Annotated in this window: 19 protein-coding genes; 8 read left to right on the plus strand and 11 right to left on the minus strand. The window is 71.2% G+C overall.

Features of this window, described 5'->3' with window-relative positions; all coding sequences use genetic code 11:
• Positions 1–10 precede the first annotated feature (10 nt).
• Positions 11–2,248 carry a DUF3027 domain-containing protein gene (locus ACWEF6_RS26115; protein ID WP_449685352.1) on the plus strand — a complete coding sequence of 746 codons (2,238 nt, stop codon included), beginning with the start codon at positions 11–13 and terminating at the stop codon, positions 2,246–2,248.
• The gene (locus tag ACWEF6_RS26120; RefSeq protein WP_449685353.1) at positions 2,245–5,052 is read left to right on the plus strand and encodes a sacsin N-terminal ATP-binding-like domain-containing protein; all 2,808 of its coding nucleotides are present in this window, start codon (positions 2,245–2,247) and stop codon (positions 5,050–5,052) included. Before ACWEF6_RS26115 ends, ACWEF6_RS26120 begins: the two co-directional genes overlap by 4 nt.
• Here ACWEF6_RS26120 and ACWEF6_RS26125 read toward each other — a convergent pair.
• Positions 5,049–5,276, minus strand: a complete 228-nt coding sequence (locus ACWEF6_RS26125) for a DUF2530 domain-containing protein (protein WP_310969660.1) — start codon at positions 5,274–5,276, stop codon at positions 5,049–5,051. The genes ACWEF6_RS26120 and ACWEF6_RS26125 overlap by 4 nt on opposite strands.
• Positions 5,277–5,358: 82 nt before the next feature.
• Here ACWEF6_RS26125 and ACWEF6_RS26130 point away from each other — a divergent pair, with 82 nt between their 5' ends.
• The gene (locus ACWEF6_RS26130) at positions 5,359–6,828 is read left to right on the plus strand and encodes an NCS2 family permease (protein WP_449685372.1); all 1,470 of its coding nucleotides are present in this window, start codon (positions 5,359–5,361) and stop codon (positions 6,826–6,828) included.
• Here the strand turns inward: ACWEF6_RS26130 and ACWEF6_RS26135 are convergent, their stop codons facing one another.
• Positions 6,829–7,401, minus strand: a complete 573-nt coding sequence (locus ACWEF6_RS26135) for a hypothetical protein (RefSeq protein WP_449685354.1) — start codon at positions 7,399–7,401, stop codon at positions 6,829–6,831.
• 110 nt (positions 7,402–7,511) lie between these two features.
• Between ACWEF6_RS26135 and ACWEF6_RS26140 the strand changes: the two genes are divergently transcribed.
• Together ACWEF6_RS26140 and ACWEF6_RS26145 are read left to right on the plus strand one after the other, a co-directional pair.
• Entirely contained in the window at positions 7,512–7,943 is a 432-nt protein-coding gene (locus tag ACWEF6_RS26140; protein WP_086844964.1) for a MarR family winged helix-turn-helix transcriptional regulator, read from the plus strand.
• Between the two features lie 113 nt (positions 7,944–8,056).
• Complete coding sequence (locus ACWEF6_RS26145) at positions 8,057–9,313, plus strand: MFS transporter (RefSeq protein ID WP_310968692.1); 1,257 nt, start codon at positions 8,057–8,059, stop codon at positions 9,311–9,313.
• A gap of 238 nt (positions 9,314–9,551) precedes the next feature.
• On the opposite strand, the gene ACWEF6_RS26150 is transcribed toward ACWEF6_RS26145, so the two are convergent.
• The 5 genes from ACWEF6_RS26150 to ACWEF6_RS26170 form a co-directional block, all read right to left on the minus strand.
• The gene (locus tag ACWEF6_RS26150; RefSeq protein WP_449685355.1) at positions 9,552–10,364 is read right to left on the minus strand and encodes an arylamine N-acetyltransferase family protein; all 813 of its coding nucleotides are present in this window, start codon (positions 10,362–10,364) and stop codon (positions 9,552–9,554) included.
• 104 nt (positions 10,365–10,468) lie between these two features.
• Complete coding sequence (locus ACWEF6_RS26155) at positions 10,469–11,092, minus strand: superoxide dismutase (RefSeq protein ID WP_003088226.1); 624 nt, start codon at positions 11,090–11,092, stop codon at positions 10,469–10,471.
• Between the two features lie 189 nt (positions 11,093–11,281).
• Entirely contained in the window at positions 11,282–11,941 is a 660-nt protein-coding gene (locus ACWEF6_RS26160; protein ID WP_449685356.1) for a biliverdin-producing heme oxygenase, read from the minus strand.
• 72 nt (positions 11,942–12,013) lie between these two features.
• Positions 12,014–12,610 carry a TetR/AcrR family transcriptional regulator gene (locus tag ACWEF6_RS26165; RefSeq protein ID WP_449685357.1) on the minus strand — a complete coding sequence of 199 codons (597 nt, stop codon included), beginning with the start codon at positions 12,608–12,610 and terminating at the stop codon, positions 12,014–12,016.
• Positions 12,611–12,625: 15 nt separating this feature from the next.
• Positions 12,626–14,125: a glutamate-cysteine ligase family protein gene (locus ACWEF6_RS26170; RefSeq protein ID WP_449685358.1), complete on the minus strand. Its 1,500-nt coding sequence runs from the start codon at positions 14,123–14,125 to the stop codon at positions 12,626–12,628.
• A gap of 210 nt (positions 14,126–14,335) precedes the next feature.
• Here ACWEF6_RS26170 and ACWEF6_RS26175 point away from each other — a divergent pair, with 210 nt between their 5' ends.
• Complete coding sequence (locus tag ACWEF6_RS26175; protein ID WP_449685359.1) at positions 14,336–15,142, plus strand: TrmH family RNA methyltransferase; 807 nt, start codon at positions 14,336–14,338, stop codon at positions 15,140–15,142.
• 31 nt (positions 15,143–15,173) lie between these two features.
• Positions 15,174–15,785, plus strand: coding sequence for a DUF2537 domain-containing protein (locus ACWEF6_RS26180; protein ID WP_310968685.1), 612 nt, complete (start codon positions 15,174–15,176; stop codon positions 15,783–15,785).
• Here the strand turns inward: ACWEF6_RS26180 and ACWEF6_RS26185 are convergent.
• Positions 15,782–17,215, minus strand: coding sequence for a hypothetical protein (locus ACWEF6_RS26185; RefSeq protein ID WP_449685360.1), 1,434 nt, complete (start codon positions 17,213–17,215; stop codon positions 15,782–15,784). The two genes, ACWEF6_RS26180 and ACWEF6_RS26185, sit on opposite strands and share 4 nt — an antisense overlap.
• Before the next feature lie 40 nt (positions 17,216–17,255).
• Between ACWEF6_RS26185 and ACWEF6_RS26190 the strand changes: the two genes are divergently transcribed.
• Positions 17,256–17,606 carry an MmcQ/YjbR family DNA-binding protein gene (locus ACWEF6_RS26190; protein ID WP_449685361.1) on the plus strand — a complete coding sequence of 117 codons (351 nt, stop codon included), beginning with the start codon at positions 17,256–17,258 and terminating at the stop codon, positions 17,604–17,606.
• Here ACWEF6_RS26190 and sepH read toward each other — a convergent pair.
• From sepH to ACWEF6_RS26205, 3 genes are all read right to left on the minus strand, one after another.
• Positions 17,603–18,448 carry a septation protein SepH gene (gene sepH, locus ACWEF6_RS26195; protein WP_310968682.1) on the minus strand — a complete coding sequence of 282 codons (846 nt, stop codon included), beginning with the start codon at positions 18,446–18,448 and terminating at the stop codon, positions 17,603–17,605. The two genes, ACWEF6_RS26190 and sepH, sit on opposite strands and share 4 nt — an antisense overlap.
• A gap of 192 nt (positions 18,449–18,640) precedes the next feature.
• Entirely contained in the window at positions 18,641–19,792 is a 1,152-nt protein-coding gene (locus tag ACWEF6_RS26200; RefSeq protein ID WP_449685362.1) for a sensor histidine kinase, read from the minus strand.
• On the minus strand, positions 19,789–20,451 hold the full coding sequence (locus ACWEF6_RS26205) for a response regulator transcription factor (protein ID WP_086844992.1): 663 nt from the start codon (positions 20,449–20,451) through the stop codon (positions 19,789–19,791). Before ACWEF6_RS26205 ends, ACWEF6_RS26200 begins: the two co-directional genes overlap by 4 nt.
• Positions 20,452–20,546: the final 95 nt, after the last annotated feature.

Consider the following 20,546-nt stretch of genomic DNA (forward strand, 5'->3'; position numbering starts at 1 on the left):
AATTGGCCGCATGACTTTGCTGCTGACCCTGGACGACGGTTCCGTGCAGCGCAAACTCGCCGACGCGGTGGAGTTCGCGCGAGCTGCGGTGCTGGAGGACGCACCCGAGGAGCAGCTCGGCGCCCACGTGGGTGTCACCCGCGAGGACGCGGTCACGGCAAGTCACCTGTTCGAGGCCCAGGTCCCGGGCTACGGAGGCTGGCGCTGGTCGGTCACGGTCGCCCTGGCGGGCGACGACGAGCCGGTGACGGTCAGCGAAGTGGTCCTGGTCCCGGGCCCCGCGGCGCTGGTGGCCCCGGCCTGGGTGCCCTGGGAGCGCCGAGTCCGAGCGGGCGACCTCGGAGTGGGCGACATCTTCCCCACGGCAGAGAACGACCCCCGCCTGGCCCCGGCGTACCTGCTGTCGGACGACCCGGCGGTGCAGGAGACGGCCCGCGAGATCGGCCTGGGCCGCGTCCACGAGTTGTCCCGCTTCGGCCGCACGGAGGCGGCGGCCAGGTGGCACGCGGGCGAGTTCGGCCCGAGGTCCGACATGGCCCGCAGCGCGCCGGACGTCTGTGGGACATGCGGGTTCTTCGTGCCGCTGGCGGGTTCGCTGCGAGGGGTGTTCGGGGTCTGCAGCAACGACATCGCCCCGGCGGACGGCCACGTGGTGGACGTGGAGTACGGATGCGGAGCGCACTCGGAGGTCGAGGTCGAGGTGACGTCGTCCGTCCCGGTGGCGGAGCTGGTTTACGACGATTCGCTGCTGGACTTTGAGCCGGTGGCGGAGGTGGAGGCGAAGCCGGAAGCGGCGGAGGCGGCGTCGGAGGCGGCTGAGGTGAAGCCGGAGGCCGCGGCGGAGGCCGGGGTGGAGGCGAAGCCGGAGGCCGCGGAGACGGCGTCGGAGGCGGCTGAGGCGAAGCCGGAGGCCGAGGCGGAGTCGGCGGCGTCGGAGGCGGAGCCGCAGGCCGCGGAGCCGGAGCCGCAGGCCGCGGAGCCGGAGGCGGCTGAGGCCGCGGTGGAGGCGGAGGCGAAGCCGGAAGCCGGGGCGGAAGCCACTGCGGAGGCGAAGCCGCAGGCCGCGGAGCCGGAGGCCGGGGCGGAGCCGGTGGCGGTCGCGGTGGAGACGGAGGCCGGCGCGGAGCTCGAAGCCGCGAAGGCCGCTGAGGCGGAGCCGCAGGCCGCGGAGCCGGTAGCGGCGGGGGAGCCGGAGGCGGCCGAGGTGAAGCCGCAGGCTGCGGAGCCGGTGGCCGCTGAGGCGGAGGCCAGTGAGCCGGAGGCCGCGGAGCCTCAGGCGGGGGAGCCCGAGCTGGCGGTGGCAGCTACCGAGCCGGAGGCGGCTGAGGTCGAGCCGGTGGCGGCTGAGGTGGAGTCGCCGGCGGCGGAGGGTGAGACGGGGATAGCGGAGTCGGACGTCTCGCCGGCGGAAGTGGAGCCGGAGCTGGCGCAGGTCCAGGTGGCTGCTGAGCCAGAGGCCTCGCAGGGCGAGCCCGCCGCCGAAGCGGCTGCGTCGGTGGCTGAGCCTGTGGCGGCGGAGTCGGCGGTTGCGCAGGCGGCGCAAGGTGATCCGGCAGCAGCTGAAGCGGCTGAGCCTGTGGCTGCTGAGCCAGAGGTCGCGCAGGCGGCGCAAGGTGAACCGGCTGCAGCTGAAGCGGCTGAGCCCGTCGCGGTGGAACCCGAGCTGGTGGCCGTGGAAACGGCGGTCGATCCGGCCGCGGCGGTGGCGGAGCCGGTTGAGACGGCGGCTGAAAGTGCGGCAGAGCCGGTTGCGGCCGACGAGATCGCCGAGCCGGGGGATGCGGCGGTGGCGGAGCCGGTCGAGGCAGCCGAACCGGTAGTGGCGGAGGAACCGGCGGCGACCGGCGAGGTGGCGACCAGCGAGGTTGCTGAGTCGGGTGAATTCGCTTCAACCGTGACCGAGCCGGAGACGGGTGCGGTGGCCGAGCCGGTTGAGGCCGCCGCTGATGGTGTGGCTGAGTCGGGTGCCGCGCCCGAGCCGGGGGTGGTTGATTCGGCTGCTGCGGTGGCCGAGCCAGGCGAAGGGCCTGCGGCGGTGGCCGATCAGAGCGCCGCGCCCGCCGAGGCTTCCGTTGTTGCGGAGACTGAGCCCGTGGTTCCGGAAGCGCCCGCCGATGAGCCCGCGGTGACCGAGGTTCCCGAGCCCTCCGAAGCGGAGCCCACTCAGGCTGAGGTGACCGATGCCGTCGCCACCGAGGCTGCCGGTGATGAAGCTCAGGCTCAGGTCGACGGCTCTCCCGAACGGTGATCGGCGACACCCCTGAACCGGGCGATCCCTTCGGGACCGCCCGGCTTCGTGAAGCCACCCTGCGGTCCTGGCGGGACTCGCCCACGCGGCTCACCGAAGACACCAACGTCGAACGTGATCTTCGGGTTGGCGCCTACCGGGATCGGCTGTTCGTCGAACTCGCGCAGAATGCCGCCGATGCCGCCATGGCCGGTGGGAAGCCCGGGCGGGTTCGGGTGTCTCTTGTGGACGCCGAACTGCGGTTCGCCAACACCGGGGCTCCGCTCGACGCCCGGGGTGTTGCCTCGCTCGCCTCGCTGCGGGCCTCCGGCAAGACCGGCGAGACCGTCGGGCGCTTCGGTGTCGGGTTCGCCGCCGTGCGGACCGTTTCCGATGAACCCCGCGTTGTCTCCAGCAGCGGCGGGGTCGCCTTCTCCGCCCAGCGCACCCGGGAAGCCGCCGGGATCGAGGGGGACGTTCCCGTCCTTCGGCTTCCCTGGCCCGTCCCGGCCGATGTTCCGCCCGGGTTCGACACCGAAGTCCGATTGCCTCTTCGGAACGGTGTTGACGGGCGCGCCCTCCTTGACGATCTTGCCCACGACGTCGCCGATCTGCTGCTTGCTCTGCCCTGGCTCGCGGAGTTCTATGTGGATGGTCGCGTTTGGACGCGTGAAGCCGACGGGGACTTCGTCGGAATCCGTGGCCCGGAACGGGAAACGCGCTGGCTGACCCATCGCGGTGACGTCGTGTGGGCCGTCCCGGTCGGCTCCGATGGGAATCCCCGGCCGCTTCTCGAGGACGTTCTGCACGCCCCGACGCCCACCGATGACGCGCTGTCGCTGCCCGCTCGGCTGCTTGCCTCCGTTCCGGTCGAACCGTCGCGGCGGCGCGCTCTGCCCGGACCCGAGCTGGCGCAAGCGCTTGAGGCGGCCGCGAAAGAGTACGTCGGGCTTGTGCGGCTACTGCCGCCCGACCAGCGGTTCGCGCTTGTTCCGGCTCCCGGGTTTCCGAAGTCCACTGTGGATAACAAGCTTCGCGACGAAGTGATGGCAGCGCTCAGCGTGGAACCGTGGCTGTCTACTAAGGACGGCAACGAGGTTTCCGGTCGGCAGGCTCGGGTGCTCGACGTCGACGTGCCGGGGCTGTCCGCGCTTTTGAAGGACCTGGTGCCGGGGCTGATCGACGGGCCTGCTCAAGTTCTCAAAGTCGTTGCGGTGCAAGTGATCGGCATCGAAGAGGTGCTGGACACGCTGACCGGTGTCACCCGGGATCCGGGCTGGTGGCGGGACCTCTACGCCGCCCTGGCGATCGCCGTCGAGTCGCACGCTCTCGCCGGGGAACGGCTGGATGGGCTGCCCGTCCCCCTGTCCGACGGGCGGACGCTGCCGGGTGCTCGGGGCTGTCTGCTCGTCGAGGGCTCGGCCGAACTGCTCGACCTGCTGTCCGATGTGGATATTCCGGGACTGCGGCTGGTGCACCCCGCCGCGTCGCATCCGCTGCTGGAACGGCTGGGTGCCAAGCATGCCGATGCCCGGGAGCTGCTCAACGCCGACCAGCTGCGGGATGCCGTCGAGCGCAGTGTCGAGGACGTCCGGTCCGGTTTGGACGGTACGACGCTCGCCGGTGCCGTGCTGCGGCTGATCGCCGACTGCGGGGACGATGCCCCGCGCTGGGTCGGGGCGCTCGCCCTGCCCGGCACCGACACCTGGCGCCGCGCCGGCGAACTCGTCCTCCCGAACTCGCCGCTGCTCGACATCTTCGACGAAGAGGTCTTCGAGGAAGACGGCGCCATGGACGTCCTCGACGAGGACTTCGCCGGCGACTGGCCGCAAAGCACCCTCGAGGCCGCCGGGGTGCTCGACTCCTTCGCCGTGGTCGTCGACGACGAACCGCACGAACCCGACCACGACCTGCCCGACGAAGAAGCCTGGTGGGACTCGCTGCCGGAACCGCCGTCGACGCTCGTCGCGATCCGGGACCTCGACCTCGTCGCCGACGACGCCTGGCCCGCCGCCCTGCGCCTGCTCGCAGCCCGGCCGGAGACCTGGCAGGCGCTGCGCGCGCCGAACGGGCACGCCGCCTGGTGGATCGCGCAGTACGCCGTGCTCGAGGGCGCCGCGCCGAACGAGTGGCGGCTGCCGGACGCCGATCTGGCCGGGCTCTTCGACGAGGTTCCCGACGTCGGCCTGAGCGAGGAGCTCCTCGAGATCGCCGGGGTGCGCAACGACCTCGATCTGTCCACTGTGGATGAGGCCAGGGATCTCCTCGACCGGCTTGCCGATCCGAGCCGCGAGGTGTCGCTCGGGCTGACCACACGCGCTTACGACGCCGTTGTCGAGTCCGGAGTGGACCCGGGGGTGCCGCGAGGCGTGCGGGCCGCCGATGGGTCCGTTGTGGACGACGCGCTGGTGCTGGACGTGCCGTGGGTCGCCGGGGCGCTCGAGCCCGGCCGGTACGTGGTCGCCCCCGAGGACCCGGAGCGGCTCGCCGACCTGCTCGACCTGCCGCTCGCGAGCACCGAGGAAGCCCGGGTCGTCAGCGAGGGCGAGTACGCGCCCTGGGCCGAGCTGCCCGCGCTGAAGCTCGTCGCCGACCAGCTCGGCATCCGGGTCCCGGACGGCGGTGTGCTGGTGCACGACCCGCTCACCGTGCGCATCCAAGACGCCGATCACGACGTCCCGTGGTGGTCCGATGACCGGCTGCACGCGGCCGACACGTCGGAGGGCCTGGCGCGCGCGTTCGCCTGGGCGGCCGGGCGCTGGCCCGACCGGCACCTGATCACCGCGCTGCTCGACGACCCGTCGCCGAGGACGATGCTGGGCTAGAGGCGCTGGGCCGACTTCGAGCCGCGGCGGGCGGCGGCGCGCTGCCAGGCGATGATCGCCATGCCGATGAAGCCGAGCGCGAAACCGGACAGCGCCGTCTGCACCCACAGCCCCGAAGTCGTGAAGAAGAGCACCACCAGCGCGACAGCCCAGATCGAGGTGCCTACGATCACCACCGGCGTCAGGTCGGTCAGCTTCTTGGGCAGCTCCGGCGTGTGCCGCAACGAGCCCGTAACCTCCGGTGGATTGATCGGTTCACTCACGAGGTGCAGGGTACTCCGCAGCAGCGAGAGAATGGGCAGGCGAATGGCGGAGCAGGAGACGACCCGCACCGGGACGTCCACACTGGACCGGTTCTTCAAGATCACCGAGCGGGGGTCGACCGTCTCGCGCGAGCTGCGCGGCGGCCTGGTCACCTTCGTCACGATGGCCTACATCGTGGTGCTGAACCCGCTGATCATCGGCAGCTTCTCGGCCGACGACGCGGGCGCCCACAAGGACGTCCTCGGCGGCATCCTGCCGGTGCCGCAGGTCGCCGCGGTGACCGCGCTCGTCGCCGGCGTGCTGACCATCCTCATGGGCCTGATCGCGAACTACCCGTTCGCCATCGCGACCGGCCTGGGCATCAACAGCCTGGTCGCGGTCACCATCGCCCCGCAGATGACCTGGCCCGAGGCGATGGGCCTGGTGGTCATCGAGGGCGTGATCATCGTCCTGCTGGTGCTCACCGGGTTCCGCACCGCGGTGTTCCGGGCCGTGCCGGCCGCGCTGAAGTCCGCGATCGCCGTCGGCATCGGCGTGTTCATCTGCCTGATCGGCCTGGTCGACGCCGGGTTCGTGCGCCGGCTGCCGGACGCCGCGCACACCACCGTCCCGGTCGGCCTCGGCATCAACGGCTCGATCGCCTCCTGGCCGACCGCGGTGTTCGTCGTCGGCCTGCTGGTCACCGGCATCCTGGTCGTCCGGAAGGTCAAGGGCGCGATCCTGATCGGCGTGCTGAGCTCGACCGTGCTGGCCATCGTCGTCGAGGCGATCGTCAACGCCGGGCCGTCGAAGGGCACCGACCCGAAGGGCTGGAACCTCGGCTACCCGGCGCTGCCGGACCAGGTGTTCGGCCTGCCGAACCTCTCGCTCGTCGGCGACGTCTCCTTCGGTGCCTGGACGCGGCTGCCGATCATCACCGTCTGCCTGCTGGTGTTCACCCTGGTGCTCGCCGACTTCTTCGACGCCATGGGCACCATGACCGGCCTCGCGAAGGAGGCCGACCTGCTCCCGAAGGACGGCCAGCTGCCCAACGTCGGCAAGGCGCTGTTCGTCGAGGGTCTCGCGGGCGCGGCCGGCGGCTTCGGCTCGGCCAGCTCCAACACGGTGTTCGTCGAGTCGGCGTCCGGCATCGCCGAAGGTGCCCGGACCGGCCTGGCGAACATCGTCACCGGCGTGCTGTTCCTCGCCGCGATGTTCCTGACGCCGCTGTACCAGGTGGTGCCGGTCGAGGCGGCCGCGCCGGCGCTGGTCGTCGTGGGCGCGATGCTGATGTCGCAGGTCCGCGAGATCGACTTCACCGACTTCTCGATCGCACTGCCGGCGTTCCTGACCATCGTCGTCATGCCGTTCACGTACTCGATCGCGAACGGTATCGGCGCCGGCTTCGTCAGCTACGTCGTCATCCGCGCGGCCACCGGCAAGGCCCGCCAGGTGCACCCGCTGATGTGGGTGATCGCGCTGGCCTTCGTGGCGTACTTCGCGGTCGGGCCGATCCAGGCGGCGTTCCGCTGATCAGCCCGGCGCGCTGACCTTCATCGCGGCGTCCAGCACGCCGCGGTTGCGGTCGAACTCGGCGGGCGGCGCCTCGTAGCGGATCGTGACGAGGCTGTCGCCCGCGCCGATCCCGATGACGGCGGCCCGTTCGGGGTGGCCGTCGCGGAGGTAGGTGTAGTCCCATTCCGCCGCGTCCTGGATGTCGCCGGCCTGCGCGGGCTTGAGGACCGAGCTGTCCTGGTGCGCCTTCGCGGCCACGGCTTTGAGCCCGCTCAGTGCGTCCTCCTGCGTGATCGGCACCTTGTCGGTCTCCAGGAGGAGCTGACCGCTGCGGTAGCTCGCCCGGTCGTTCTCGTGGGTGACGGTCCAGCCCGCCGGGACCGGGATCTCGATCGACCAGCCGCGCCCACCGGCCACGTCGGGGAAGCGGTAGACCTCCAGGGACCCCTGGACGATGGCGGGAGCCGGCGTTGACGGTGGTGGTGCGGGCGCGGCCGCGGGCGCGTCGTCACCGCCGCCCAGGAACTGCGCCGCCACGACCGCCAGGACCGCCGCGCCGACCACGGCCGAGCCCACCAGCTTCTTGTTCATCGTGCTCCCCAGGGGTTTCGCTCCTGGGTGAGGACGCGCGACCGTATTCCAGGTTGCGGGTTGACGGAGATCACCCGCTCGGCCGAAGTTTCGTAAGGTATGCTAACTATATGTCCGGCGACACGCACGAACGCTCGTTGGCGAGCCGTCTGCGTCTTGCGGTGGTCCGGCTCAACCGCCGGCTGCGGGCACAGCGCGTCGGGGACGACCTCACGCTGACTCAGGTCGCCGCGCTGTCCACCCTCCACAAGTGCGGTGCGCTGACCCCGGGTCAGCTCGCCGCGAAGGAAGGCGTCCAGCCCCCTTCGATGACGAGGGTGATCGCCGCGCTCGAGGAGCTGCGGTTCGTCGAGCGGCGCCCGCACCCGACCGATGGCAGGCAGGCCATCGTCGAGCTGTCCGAGAGCGGGCTGGCCTACGTGCAGAAGGCCATCTCCGTGCGGGAGGCGTGGCTGGACCGGCAATTGGCGGAACTCGGCGACGAAGAGCGTGAAGTGCTCTCCAAAGCCGCCGAAATCATAGACAGGATGGCGGGGAACTAACCACGGTGACGGCCACGGGTAGCGAAACCAAGCGTTCGATCCAGACCACTGCTACCCGGGAGACGGCCTCACCGCCGTCCGCGTCGCCTCCATCCTCTCCCCAGCGCGGCAGCATGTTCGCCTCGCTGCGCGTCCGCAACTACCGGCTGTTCTTCACCGGCCAGGTCATCTCGAACATCGGCACCTGGATGCAGCGCATCGCCCAGGACTGGCTGGTGTTCACCCTCAGCGGCAACAACCCGATCGCCCTCGGTGTCGCGGTCGCGCTTCAGTTCACGCCCACGTTGTTCCTTTCGCTCTGGGCCGGCGTCCTCGCCGACCGCGTCGACAAGCGGCGGCTGCTCACCTGGATCCAGGTGGCAGCGTGTTCACAGGCCGCGATCCTCGGCGTGCTCGACCTGAGCGGGATCGCCGCGCTGTGGCACGTCTACGTCCTGTGCTTCACGCTCGGCGTGACGGCCGCGCTGGAAGTGCCGACGCGGCAGTCGTTCGTCGCCGAGATGGTGGGCCGCGACCAGGTGGCCAACGCCGTCGCGCTGAACTCGTCGATCTTCAACATGGCGCGGATCGTCGGCCCGGCCATCGCCGGGTTCGCGATCACCTGGATCGGCACCGGCTGGCTGTTCATCGCGAACGCGCTGAGCACGGTCGCGGTGATCACCGGGCTGGTCCTGATGAACCCGGACAAGCTGTTCCGCGTCGCGGCGGTGCCGCGCGAGAAGGGCCAGCTCGCCGAGGGCCTGCGCTACGTCCGGCGGCGGCCGGATCTGGTGACGGTGATGGTGCTGGTGCTGTTCGTCAGCACATTCGGCATCACGTACTTCAGCTCGCTCCCGATCGTCGCGGCGAACGTGTTCCACACCGCCGCCGACGGCTACGGCCTCCTCTCGACGCTGGTCGCGGTCGGCACGTTCACCGGCGCGCTGATGTCGGCCCGCCGCGGCACCAAGGGCCGGCCGCGGGTGCGGCTGATGCTCGTGTCGGCGTTCTTCCTGGGCGTGTTCGAGCTGCTCACCGCCTTCATGCCGACGTACCTGACGTTCGGCCTCGGCCTGATCCCGCTCGGCTTCGCCACGATGACCTTCCTCAACACGGCGAACGCCCTGGTGCAGACGTCGGTCAGCCCGGAGATGCGGGGCCGCGTGATGGGGCTGTACGTGCTCGTGCTGATCGGGGGGAACCCGATCGGCGGGCCGATGGTGGGGTGGATGGCCCAGGAGTTCGGCGGGCGGTCTCCGTTCTACATCGGTGGGGCGGTTTCGGCCGTGGCCGCGGTGGTGTGCGCGGTGGTGCTGATCCGGCGGGGCGGGATTTCCTGGCCGGTGAAGCGCGGCCTGGGGCTGCGGGTGCTCAAGCGGGCCAAGGTCTGACGGGACGTATCGATTCGTATCCACGGCGTGACCGTAACCGCGACCACCGACAAAAACCGCGGCTGCGAGCCCTGAGTGTCACCCGGAAGAGTGAGATCCGAGTCTCTGCGGCCGACCCCTTGCCCGCGGAGATGAGGTTAGGCTAACCTCATACATGTCCGCTTCGTGGTGGGAGCGGCAGTCAGTTCGGGAACGGACGGAGCCCCGGCCCTGGGAAAACCCCAGGCCGGGGCTTCGTTCACCTCAGCGCAGTGTCGGGCTGCGGCACGTCGCCCGTCAAGGGACTCCCGCCCGGTGGTACCGGCAAGCGCGTCAGCGTCATCCCGAAGTACACGCGGTACGCCAGGTGGACCGCCTCGGGAGACGGCAGGCGGACCTCGTTCCGGACGCCGTCCACCGTCTCGATCAGCTTGTCGCCCGACAGCGTCACACGACCCTGGGACGTCGGGCGGGAGCACGTCAGCGACTGCGTGAAGTGGGATTCCGGGGACGTCGTCTGCCACCACGCCATCGGGATGAAGTCGGCCAGCGGGCGCGGGCGGCGCTCCAGGCGGTACTGCGGCTTGCCGTCCAGCAGGATGTCGACGTCGCCGTGCGGGGCGTCCAGGATCAGGAACTCACCGTCCGCGTCGCGCTGGGCGTCCACGGCGGACAGCCGCAGCGGGTGCCGGGCGAAGCGGCCGAAACCGACGTCCACCAGCCACTCCTCGGCGTCCAAGGCGACGACGATCGCCGCGTGGTCCAGTGGTGGGCCGACCGTGCCGTCCGAGCGGAAGACCTGGGCCGCGCGCAGCGAAGCGTCGTAACCCAGCTCGCGCAGCAGGGCCGCGAACAGGCCGTTCAGCTCGTAGCAGAATCCGCCTCGCCGGCGGCCGACGATCTTGGCGAACAGGGCCTCCTCGTCGAGGACGACCGGCTCGCCGAGGTGGCTGCTCAGGTTCTCGAACGGCACCGCGGCCAGGTGGCGTTCCTGCAGGTGGCGCAGCGTCGCGAGGTCGGGTGCCGCCGGGCGGGCGACGCCGAGGCGGGCCAGGTACGCGTCGATGTCCATGGCACCCACTCAAACACCTCGACCGCGCTGGAGGTCAAGGCGTTTTCACCCGGCGCAAAACGGGGCCCTCCCGGAAGGGAGGGCCCCGTTCGACGCGGAAGAACTCAGCCGAGGAGCAGGCCGTTACCGCCCGCGACGGCGTTGTCGAAGCGCTTGCTGATCTCGGCCCAGTTGAAGATGTTCCACAGGGCCTTGACGTAGTCCGGCTTCACGTTCTTGTAGTCCAGGTAGAACGCGTGCTCCCAGACGTCGACCAGCAGGATCGGCACGGTCGGCAGGATCAGGTTGTTGTGGTGGTCGCGCAGCTGCTGGGTGATCAGCGTCTTGCCGATCGGGTCCCAGGACAGCGCGCCCCAGCCGTTGCCCTGGATCGTGGTCGAGACGGCGGTGAACTGCGCCTTGAACTTGTCGAAGGAGCCGAACGCCTCGTCGATCGCCGCGGCGAGCTCGCCGGTCGGCTTGTCGCCGCCTTCCGGCGACAGGATCTTCCACCACACGACGTGGTTGGCGTGGCCGGCCAGGTTGAAGGCCAGCGTGGTCTCCAGGCCGACGATCGAGCCGAAGTCGTTCGCTTCGCGGGCGGCTTCGAGCTTGTCGAGCGTGTCGTTCGCGCCCTTGACGTAGGTCGCGTGGTGCTTGCTGTGGTGCAGCTCGTTGATCTCGCCGGAGATGTGGGGCGCGAGGGCGCCGTAATCGTAGTCGAGATCGGGGAGCTCGTAGCGGGCCATTGGCCCTCCTTCTGTCTTCGACACAAGTTTCCGGTACCGAACCTAGTAGCACACGCCCCCTCGCGGCGAGCGGGGGCGCGTGGCCGTCACAGCTTGGGACGGCGATCCGTAGATGGCGTACCCCGGAGGTGCACCACCCGAAACCGAGCCTGCAACTTGGACTTAAGTGGAGGTCAACGGCCTGTGAGATCAGGCACGGAACTCGTCGAGGCGCAGCGCCAGCTCGTCGAAGACGGCGACGTTGCATTCGAAGGCCACCAGCGTCTCGTCGATCACGCGGGCGCGCTCGGCCTCGTCCCAGGGCGCGTTGTCCAGCTTCGCCCGGTACTGGTCCCGGAAGCGGGGCGCGCTGCCGATGCGGTCGAAGTGGTAGAACAGCGCGCCCGCCTCGGCGACGTCGTAGTTCTTCTCGAGCGTCCGCCGGATGACCTGGCCGCCGGCGATGTCGCCGAGGTAGCGCGTGTAGTGGTGGGCGACGTACCCGCCGGCCCACGCCGACGCTTCGCGGATCCGGTCGGCGTATGCCCGGGTGGAGGCGAGCGGCGAGATCGTCGCGCGCCAGTCCGGGCCGGCCAGGTGGGCGAGGTCGCGTTCGAGGAGCGGGAGGCGCCGCAGCTCGTCGAAGACGAACTCACCGCCGACGGGGTCGCCGGCCATCGCGTCGCTCGCGGCCTCGATCGCGCCGTAGATGAAGTAGTACTGGATCGCCAGCTGGGTGTAGCCGTCGCGGGTCAGCTCCCCGCCGAGCAGGGCGCGCATGTACGCGGAGTAGTTCGCCCGGTCGTGGACTTCGAGGGTCGACGCGCGCAAGGTCGCCGAGAAGGGGCGGGCGTCCGTGGTCACCGACATGGCAGGCCTCCCGGCGATCGATCTGACAGGCTGTCAGAAAGATCGTAGGGCATGAATCGGACTTAGGCCACCCTAAACTCTCGCGCCCACCGCCCGGAGGACGAACCGCACCGCCGCTTCGACGACGTCCACCAGCTGGTCGGCGGGCCCGTCGACCAGCGTCCGGTTGCCCAGCGCCGCGGTGATCATCGGGATCAGGACGTCCGGGTCCTCGGCCGGCCAGCGGCCCAGGTCGACGCCGCCGGCGAGGATGGCGCGGAGGCGGTCGGTGATCGGGTCGGCGTGCGCGCTGATCCGCCGGTACGCCGCCGGGGCCAGTGCCGACGCGAGCGCCGTTCCCGGTGGCATGTGGTACTCGGCCAGCACGCGCAGCTGCAGCCGGACGAACGTGGCCAGCTGGTCGACCGGGTCCGCCTGGGCCTCGACGGCTTCGGTCAGCCGCGTGACGTACTGGGCCGCCTCGTCCTCGACGAACGCGACGAGCAGGCTCTCCTTGTCCGGGAAGTGGTTGTACAGCGCCGTCCGGCCCACCCCGGCCGCCGAGGCGACACCGGCCAGCGTGATCGCGTCGAAGCCGCGCTCGTAGAGCTGCGCGCGCAGCACTTCGAAGACCCGGGACCGCACCTCACGCCGGTGCGCCTCCAGCGACTCACCGAGAATCTTCGGCATCCGCCCAGGCTAGCGTCAATCGGCCACCGGCCACGTGTGAACCGGTTCGCCCGCCTCGGACAGTTCCAGGTAGCGCCCCAGCATCAGGCTCAGTGCCGCCTCGCGGTCCAGCCCGCGTTCCTGCGCCCGCAGGACGTAGTCGCGCTGCCAGGTCGCGCCCGTCCGCCGCGCCAGGCAGCGGCGCTCGATGATCCCGAGGTAGCGCTCACGGGCCTCGTCGGAGACGTCGGAGCGGCGCAGGCCCTCGTGGGCGAGCGGCAGCAGCACGCGCAGCGCCAGCTCGTCCGGCGGGATCCAGCCGATGCCCGGCCAGTACAGCTGCCCGTCGAAACCGCGTCGCGCGCCCGCGTACAGGTTTTCCTCGGCGGCCTGGAAGGACATCTGGCTCCACACCGGGCGTTCCGCCTCGGCCAGCGCGCGCTGGGCGCCGTAGAAGAAGGCCGCGTTCGCCACCGTGTCGACCACGGTCGGTCCGGCCGGCAGCACCCGGTTCTCGATCCGCAGGTGCGGCAGGCCGTCGACGACGTCGTACACCGGGCGGTTCCAGCGCCAGATCGTGCCGTTGTGCATGCGCAGCTCGGTGAGCTTCGGCGCCTGACCCGCGTCGAGCGCCTCGATCGGGTCCTCGGCGTCGGTTTCCGGGAGCAGGCCGGGGAAGTAGCGGACGTTCTCCTCGAACAGGTCGAAGATCGACGTGATCCAGCGCTCGCCGAACCACACCCGCGGCCGGACGCCCTGGTTCTTCAGCTCCTCGGGCCGGGTGTCGGTCGCCTGCAGGAAGAGCGGGATCCGCGTCTCGTGCCACAGCGCCTTGCCGAGCAGGAACGGGGAATTCGACGCGAGCGCGATCTGCAGCCCGGCCAGGCACTGCGCCGCGTTCCAGTGCGCGGCGAACTCCTCGGGCGCGACCTGCAGGTGCAGCTGCACGCTGGTGCACGCGGCCTCCGGCAGGATCGACTCGGCATAGCTGCGCAGGCGTTCGGGCTGCTGGCCCGGCAGCGGCGCGCCCTCCATGGCGAGCACCGTGCGTTCGCCGCGCGCGGCGAAGATCTGGTCGTTCAGCGTGGAGTACCGGGTCTTGTTGGTGAGCCACTTCTGGTCGAAGTGCTCGTGCTTCAACGTCGGCAGGATGCCGATCATGGCCAGCGACGAGCCGGTGTCACGCGCCTTCGTCGCCGCGGTGTCGAGGTACGCGCGCAGGTCGTCTTCCAGCTGGAGCGCGGAATCGCCCGCCAGCGGCCGCGGCGGGACGTTCAGCTCGATGTTGTGCTGGCCCAGCTCGGTGGTGAACGACGGGTCGTCGAGCGCCTCCAGCACCGCGGTGTTCGTCATCGACGGCCGCAGTTCCCGGTCGACGAGGTTCAGCTCGACTTCGAGGCCGATGTTCTTGCGGGGGAACGAAAAGCTGCCGTCGGTGAGCATCCGGGCCAGCGTGTCGAGGCAGCGCTGCACCTTCCGGCGGTACCTTCCTCGGTCCAGCGTGTTGAACGACTGAGCCTCGAGGTCCATCCCCATGACCATCCCTGCTTCGTGTCGGCGTGGACTAGGACGTGTTTCAGGCCCCGGCGGACAACCGTTACACAGGCGATGCACCCGGGCTAGCGGCCAAACTGGTGCTCTCCGTCACGGGCGGTTAACCGAAAGCAAAATGGCCCCGTTCGTACCACCATGCGGTGGACGTTCGGACCAATCATGCGCCCGGCAAGCGGGTGACAGACTGGGCGGATGGGCGTGATCCACATCGACCACTCCGGCGATCCCCGCGTCGACGATTTCCGCGACCTGTCCACTGCGGACCGTCGCCCCGACCGGCCCGGCGGGCGGGGTCTCGTCATCGCCGAAGGCACCGTCGTGGTGTCCCGGCTGCTGGCGTCCCGCTACCCGGTCCGCGCGCTGCTGGGCGTGTCGCGGCGGTTCGAAGAACTGGCCGATGACCTGGCCGGACTCGACGTGCCGCAGTACGTGGCCTCCGCGGAAACCATGGCCGACGTGGTCGGGTTCCACCTCAACCGCGGGATCCTCGCCGTCGCCGACCGGCCCGCGCCGCTGACCGTGCCGGAGGTCGTCGGCGGCACCGGCCCGATCGCCGTGCTGGAAGGCGTCGGCGACCACGAAAACCTCGGCGCGCTCTTCCGCAACGCGGCCGCGCTCGGCGTCGGCGGGGTGCTGCTCGGCCCCGGCTGTTCCGACCCGCTGTACCGGCGCAGCGTGCGCGTGTCGATGGGCCACGTCCTGCGCGTGCCGTTCGGGCACCTGACGGACTGGCCGGGTGGGCTCGACGACCTGCGGGCGCGCGGGTTCGCCGTCGCGGCGTTCACCCCGCGGCCGGGGTCGATCCCGCTGCCCGCGCTGCGGGAGCACGCGCCCGGGCGGGTGGCGCTGCTCTTCGGCGCCGAAGGTCCCGGGCTGACCGAAACGGCGCTCGCGGCGGCTGATCATGCCGTCCGGATACCCATGCCGGCCGGAGTCGATTCACTGAACATCGCGACGGCCGCCGCCGTCGCCTTCTACGAACTGGCCAGGGGCGGCTAAAGTTCTGGTCTCCGAGGCGGGAAGGGGCACCATGGAGCTGCGGATCCGCGGCGAACGCGCCGTGCTGGCCGGCCCGGGCGGGGAGCACGCGCGCGAGGTGGACCCGCACAAGCTCGCGATCGGCGCCGACCTGGCGCGGGCCCTGCACGAGTGGGCGCGCGTGGCTTCCGCGGTCACCGCCGATCCCGGGGTGGAGGCGGGCGCGGTGGTTTCGCAACGCGGCCGCCAGCTGGCCACCCGGCTCGCTTCGGTGATGGGCACGACCGTGCGGTTCGTGGATCCGGTGACGGGTGAAGACACGGTCGTCGAGCCGCCCGCGCCGCCCACCGAACCCGGCTACCGGTTCGTCCGCGCGGTGCTCGGTCCGCCCGGCCCGCCCGGCGAGCCGACGCCCTGGCTGACCGGCCTGACCGTCTCGGCGTTCATCGCGGCCGTGGTCGTCGTGGCCATGCTGGCGCTCGCATCGACGCTGGTCCGCGAAACCAGCGGCTGGGTCGCGCTGGGGGCGTCGGTGATCGTGACGGCCGGGATCGCGCCGTCGCTGTGGCTGATCCGCCGCACGCCGATCCTGCGCTGGGCCGCCTACGGCGCGGCCGGCGGGGTCGTGATCGCGTGGTTCGGCGTGCTGGTGATCGCCTTCTAGCGGAACCTGGCGTAGGTCACGAGGGTGCCCTGGGCCTGGGTCGCCGTCTGGCTGCGGAAGGAGTAGCCGTGGAAGGCGGCGATCTGGCGGATCAGTTCGGGGGAGACGTCGAACTGGCCGGAGAAGAACGTCACGCTGGCGCTGCCGTCGAACTCACCCGCCAGCCAGCCGACGCGCGCCGAGCGGGGGAAGACCCGGAGCACCCACAACAGCGGTGGCACGCCGAGGACGGTGAGGCCGAAGCTGATCGCGAAGAGGCGCTCCTGGCCGGTGAGCGCCCCCGTGACGATGCCGCCGCCGAAGCACAGCACGGCCCACAACGCCGGCGCGAGAAAACCGGCGAACGACATCCGGAACTTCCGCGCGGCGACCGGCGATCCGCGGCGCAGCAGCAGGATCCGGTCGGTGCGGTCGGCGAATTCCGCGGCGGGGCGCAACCCCTCGCCGCCCGCGATCTCGGCGATCCGGGCCGGCGTCAGCTTCGCGTGCCGGACGCTCACCCACAGCTCGTCACGACCCTCGAGGTGGTTGCGCAGCCACTGCTCCCGGCCCGGTGACCCGGCCGGGACCTCGTAGGACGGTGGCATCCGAGGCGCCGGCGTGCCGAAAACCAGTCCGGGACGGGTTTTCCGGAACAGCAGATCGCGGCGGTTGCGGGTCGATTCGCACGGGCCGGCCGAGAAGTAGCCGTGGAGAGAAGCGACTTCGCCGAGCAGCTCGGCGGACACCGACGGCGGCGGGGGCACGATCACCTGCGGGCTGCCGTCGAACGGCTCGTCCAGCCACGGCATGCGCGGCGACCGGCCGGCGACCGCGCGGATCAGGAACTGCGCCGCCACCGCGGCGATCAGGAAGACCGGGATCAGCAGGACCGGCCACTTCTGCTCGGTGGTGGCGGCGATCCAGGTGCCCGCGGCGGCCACGGCGACGCCGAGGACGGCGGCCACGCCTTGGACCGCGGTCAGGTCGAGCCGGCGTCCGGCCGTGCGGGGTCGCAGCTCCTCGTCGGGGAGCCCGGTGCGGCGCAGCAGCAGGAACCGGTCGGTGCGGTCGGCGACCTCCGCGACCACGGTCATCCCGGCGGCCGCCGCGGCCTTGCCGATGTCGTCGCGGCCGAGCCGCAGCCGGCGCGAACTGGCCCAGAACTGCTCCTGTTCGTCGAGCAGCTTCGCGAGCCGGCGGCGGTCGGCGTCCGTGCCCGGGCCGTGGTCGAACGGCGGCGGGAAGAGCCAGGGCGCGAACTCGAACCGCAGGGATTCCGGTTGCGCAGGCGCGGTTTCCCGGTACCGGCGCGAGTGCGCGGCCTGCCGGACGGTCGTCGGGTCCAGGCCCCACTGCGCCGGCACCACGTCGACCACCGGAACGCCGCTGAACGCGCGGTGTCTGAGCTCGCCGAAGCGGACGAGCCAGGCTTGCTGGTCACGCTGCATGATCGGTCCCTCCCCCTCAGTGACATCGTAGCCTGACGGGATGGAGCAGCTGGACGTTCTGCGGGGGTTGTGCCTGGCCCTGCCGGAGACGACGGAACGGCTCAGTCACGGCGAGCCGACCTGGTTCGTGCGCGGCAAGAAGACGTTCGTGATGTTCGCCGACCACCACCACGACGACGTGCTCGCCTTCTGGTGCCCGGCGCCGCCAGGGGTGCAGGAGGAGCTGGTGCGCACCGAGCCGGAGCGGTTCTTCCGGCCGCCGTACGTCGGCCACCGCGGGTGGCTGGGGGTGCGGCTGGACGTCGACGTCGACTGGGTGGAGGTCGACCGGATCGTGCGCGAGGCCTACCGGCTGGTGGCGCCGAAGACGCTCGCGGCGCGGGTGGTCTAGCCGCGCTGCGAGCGGACCCCGAGCAGCACGTCCTCCCAGGACGGCACGATCGGGTGGTTCTTCTTGGCCTTCGGCCGGGGCTCCGGCACCGCGGCGTCCTCGTCCGGGTCCACCGGGACGCGCGGGATCTCGCGGGTGTCGTCGTCCGGGTCCGGCTCGGCCGACGGCAGCTGCGCGCGCTCCGGCTCCACCGAGTCCAGCGTCGGCTGGAACTCCGTCTCGCGGGCCGGCTCGAGGGCGCGGACCGTGCGCGGCGCGCGGTAGGCGTTCGGGTCCAGGAGGACCTCGGCGTTCTCGTCCAGCGCCGTCACGGTGCCGCCGTGCGCCCCCGGCGAGAACGCCCAGTGCGCGCGGTTGTCCGACCGCCCGGCCTTCCAGCTGAGCACGACGACCCAGCGGCCGTCGTCGCCCTTCCAGGAATCCCAGGTGGCGCGTGAGTAGTCGTGGCCGCGGACGCCGAAGCTGTGCGCGACGACCTCGCCGAGCGTCTGCACGTCGGGGCCGTCTTCGCGGACCGGGTGGGCGCTCTGCGCCAGCTCGGCGGTCCGGGACCGCTCGAGCAGGACGGGGTAGGCGTAGCGCTCGACGCGCTGCGTCGAGACACCGGCGCTCGCGGCGACCTGCTCGACGGACTCGCCGGCCCGGATGCGCTGCTGGATCTCGCGTGGCCGCATCTGGCTCTCCAACTCGATTTCGATCTGGCCGAGGCGGGTGATGTCACCCCGCGCCGCCGCGCGCAGTCGCTCATCAGCCGGGAGCAGGAAACGAGTACGGCTCGCCGGGTCTTCGAGCACGATGGACTTGCCGTCCTCGTGCAGTCCGACCACTCGCAGCGCCCGCATTGTTCTCGCCTCCCCGATCTTCTTCACCGTTGTGGGTGCCCACGTTAGAACGGCGCGTCGGCTTGACGTGCGAGGCGCGCCGAGTCCGCATCGAACTGCCCACTGTTCACTTTGCGTCCTCCGCATCCTCGCTCAGCCAGGTCAGCGGCAACAGGGTGACACGCCGGACACGCAAAGTCACGATCGAGTGGATCAAGAAGGCGGCAGCCGGACCGTCACCACGAGCCCGCCGCGGCGGCCGGGCTGGGCTTCGGCGTAGCCGCCGTGGGCCTGGGCCACCGAGCGGACGATCGACAACCCGAGCCCCGCGTTGCGCGTGTCGCCCGTCCGCTCCGCGCCGCCCAGCCGGCGGAACGGCTCGAACAGCGTCGGCACCGCCTCGGGCGGCACCACCGGACCCGAGTTCCGCACCTCCAGGGCCGGGTCACCGCGCACCTCGACGTACACCCACCCGGCGGGGGCGTTGTACGTGATCGCGTTGACCACCAGGTTCGTCACCAGCCGCTCGAGCAGCACCGGGTCGCCCGCCACCACTCGCGCCCGGAGGCGGGTCTCCACCCTCACCCCGGCCGCCTCGGCCTGGGCGGACGTCGCCCGGACGACCGCCGCGGCGACCTCGTCGAGGCGCACCGGCGTGCGCGCGTGCAGGCCGCGGTCGCTGCGGGCCAGGATCAGCAGCCCCTCGATCATCCGCTCGCTGCGCTCGTTCGTGTGCAGCAGGTGCGTGCCGAGCTTCTTCAGCTCCGGCGGGACGTCGGGGTCGGCCATCGCCACCTCGATCAGCGTCCGCTGCACCGCCAGGGGCGTCCGGAGTTCGTGGGACGCGTTCGCGACGAACCGCTTCTGGCTGTCGAACGACTCCGCGAGCCGGTCGAGCATGCCGTCGAAGGTGTCCGCCAGCTCCTTCAGCTCGTCCGGCGGCCCTTCGAGGTTGATCCGCCGGTCGAGCTTGCCCGCTTCCAGACGGCGCGCGGCCGTCGTGATGTCGTGCAGCGGCCGCAGCGCCCGGCCCGCCATCAGCCAGCCGAACAGCACGGCCAGCGCCGCCGTGGCCACCAGCGCGATCGCCGAACCGACCAGCAGCGTCGACAGCGTCGAGGAGCGGTACTCGTCGAGCGAGCCGCTGAGCAGCTGTACCGCGGCCCCCGGGGACGGGATCGCCGCGCGGGCCGCGACGCCGAAGGTCACGTCGGCCGAGCCCACCGTCGTCAAGGCGGCCCGGGTGGGATCCGGCAGCGTGCTCCGCACCAGCAGGTAGTTGATGACGACCAGAACCACCCCGGCGACCAGGAAGAGCCCGCCGTACCAGGCCGTCAGCTTCGTCCGGACGGACAGGCCGTTCACGGCGCGCCGAACCGGTAGCCGGCGCCCGGCACGGTCTCGATCACCGGCGGGTCGCCCAGCTTGCGCCGCAACGTCATCACCGCGACGCGCACCGCGTTGGTGAACGGGTCGGCGTGTTCGTCCCAGGCCTTTTCCAGCAGTTCTTCGGCGCTGACCACCGTGCCCTCGGCCCGCATGAGCACCTCCAGCACGGCGAACTCCTTCGGCGAGAGCAGCAGGAACCGGCCGTCGCGCGCGGCCTGGTGGCGCGGCAGGTCGAGCACGACGCCGTCGCGTTCCAGCACCGGCGGCAACGCCGGCCGCGCGCGCCGCGACAGCGCCTGCACCCGGGCGACCAGCTCGGCGAACGCGAACGGCTTCGTCAGGTAGTCGTCGGCGCCGAGGCCGAGGCCGGCGACCCGGTCGGTGACGTCGGCGGCCGCGGTCAGCATCAGCACCCGCGCCTCGCCGCCCGCACGGACCACCGCCGCGCAGACGTCGTCGCCGTGCACCTTCGGCAGGTCGCGGTCGAGGACGACGACGTCGTAGCCGTGCACGCCGACGCGTTCCATCGCCTGCTCGCCGTCGTAACAGACGTCGACGGCCATCGAAAAGCGCCGCAACCCCTCCGCGACCGAGTCGGCCAGCAACCGCTCGTCCTCCACCACCAGCACCCGCACCGGCCCAGTCTGCGCAGGGAGGCCATAAGGACCGCATAAGCGACGTCGCTTAGCGCGCCCGAATCCCCCGATCCGTAGACCTGACCCCCAACCGG

The organism is Amycolatopsis sp. NPDC004772 (genome assembly GCF_053601215.1).

Excerpts from the sequence above, each read along its gene's own strand:
- ACWEF6_RS26170 (WP_449685358.1), bottom strand. The coding sequence starts at position 14,125 with ATGGGGATGGACCTCGAGGCTCAGTCGTTCAACACGCTGGACCGAGGA.
- ACWEF6_RS26180 (WP_310968685.1), top strand. The coding sequence starts at position 15,174 with ATGGAGCTGCGGATCCGCGGCGAACGCGCCGTGCTGGCCGGCCCGGGC.
- ACWEF6_RS26135 (WP_449685354.1), bottom strand. The coding sequence starts at position 7,401 with ATGAACAAGAAGCTGGTGGGCTCGGCCGTGGTCGGCGCGGCGGTCCTG.
- ACWEF6_RS26160 (WP_449685356.1), bottom strand. The coding sequence starts at position 11,941 with ATGTCGGTGACCACGGACGCCCGCCCCTTCTCGGCGACCTTGCGCGCG.
- sepH (WP_310968682.1), bottom strand. The coding sequence starts at position 18,448 with ATGCGGGCGCTGCGAGTGGTCGGACTGCACGAGGACGGCAAGTCCATC.
- ACWEF6_RS26175 (WP_449685359.1), top strand. The coding sequence starts at position 14,336 with ATGGGCGTGATCCACATCGACCACTCCGGCGATCCCCGCGTCGACGAT.
- ACWEF6_RS26190 (WP_449685361.1), top strand. The coding sequence starts at position 17,256 with ATGGAGCAGCTGGACGTTCTGCGGGGGTTGTGCCTGGCCCTGCCGGAG.
- ACWEF6_RS26155 (WP_003088226.1), bottom strand. The coding sequence starts at position 11,092 with ATGGCCCGCTACGAGCTCCCCGATCTCGACTACGATTACGGCGCCCTC.
- ACWEF6_RS26140 (WP_086844964.1), top strand. The coding sequence starts at position 7,512 with ATGTCCGGCGACACGCACGAACGCTCGTTGGCGAGCCGTCTGCGTCTT.
- ACWEF6_RS26130 (WP_449685372.1), top strand. The coding sequence starts at position 5,359 with ATGGCGGAGCAGGAGACGACCCGCACCGGGACGTCCACACTGGACCGG.
- ACWEF6_RS26165 (WP_449685357.1), bottom strand. The coding sequence starts at position 12,610 with ATGCCGAAGATTCTCGGTGAGTCGCTGGAGGCGCACCGGCGTGAGGTG.
- ACWEF6_RS26115 (WP_449685352.1), top strand. The coding sequence starts at position 11 with ATGACTTTGCTGCTGACCCTGGACGACGGTTCCGTGCAGCGCAAACTC.
- ACWEF6_RS26185 (WP_449685360.1), bottom strand. The coding sequence starts at position 17,215 with ATGCAGCGTGACCAGCAAGCCTGGCTCGTCCGCTTCGGCGAGCTCAGA.
- ACWEF6_RS26150 (WP_449685355.1), bottom strand. The coding sequence starts at position 10,364 with ATGGACATCGACGCGTACCTGGCCCGCCTCGGCGTCGCCCGCCCGGCG.
- ACWEF6_RS26145 (WP_310968692.1), top strand. The coding sequence starts at position 8,057 with ATGTTCGCCTCGCTGCGCGTCCGCAACTACCGGCTGTTCTTCACCGGC.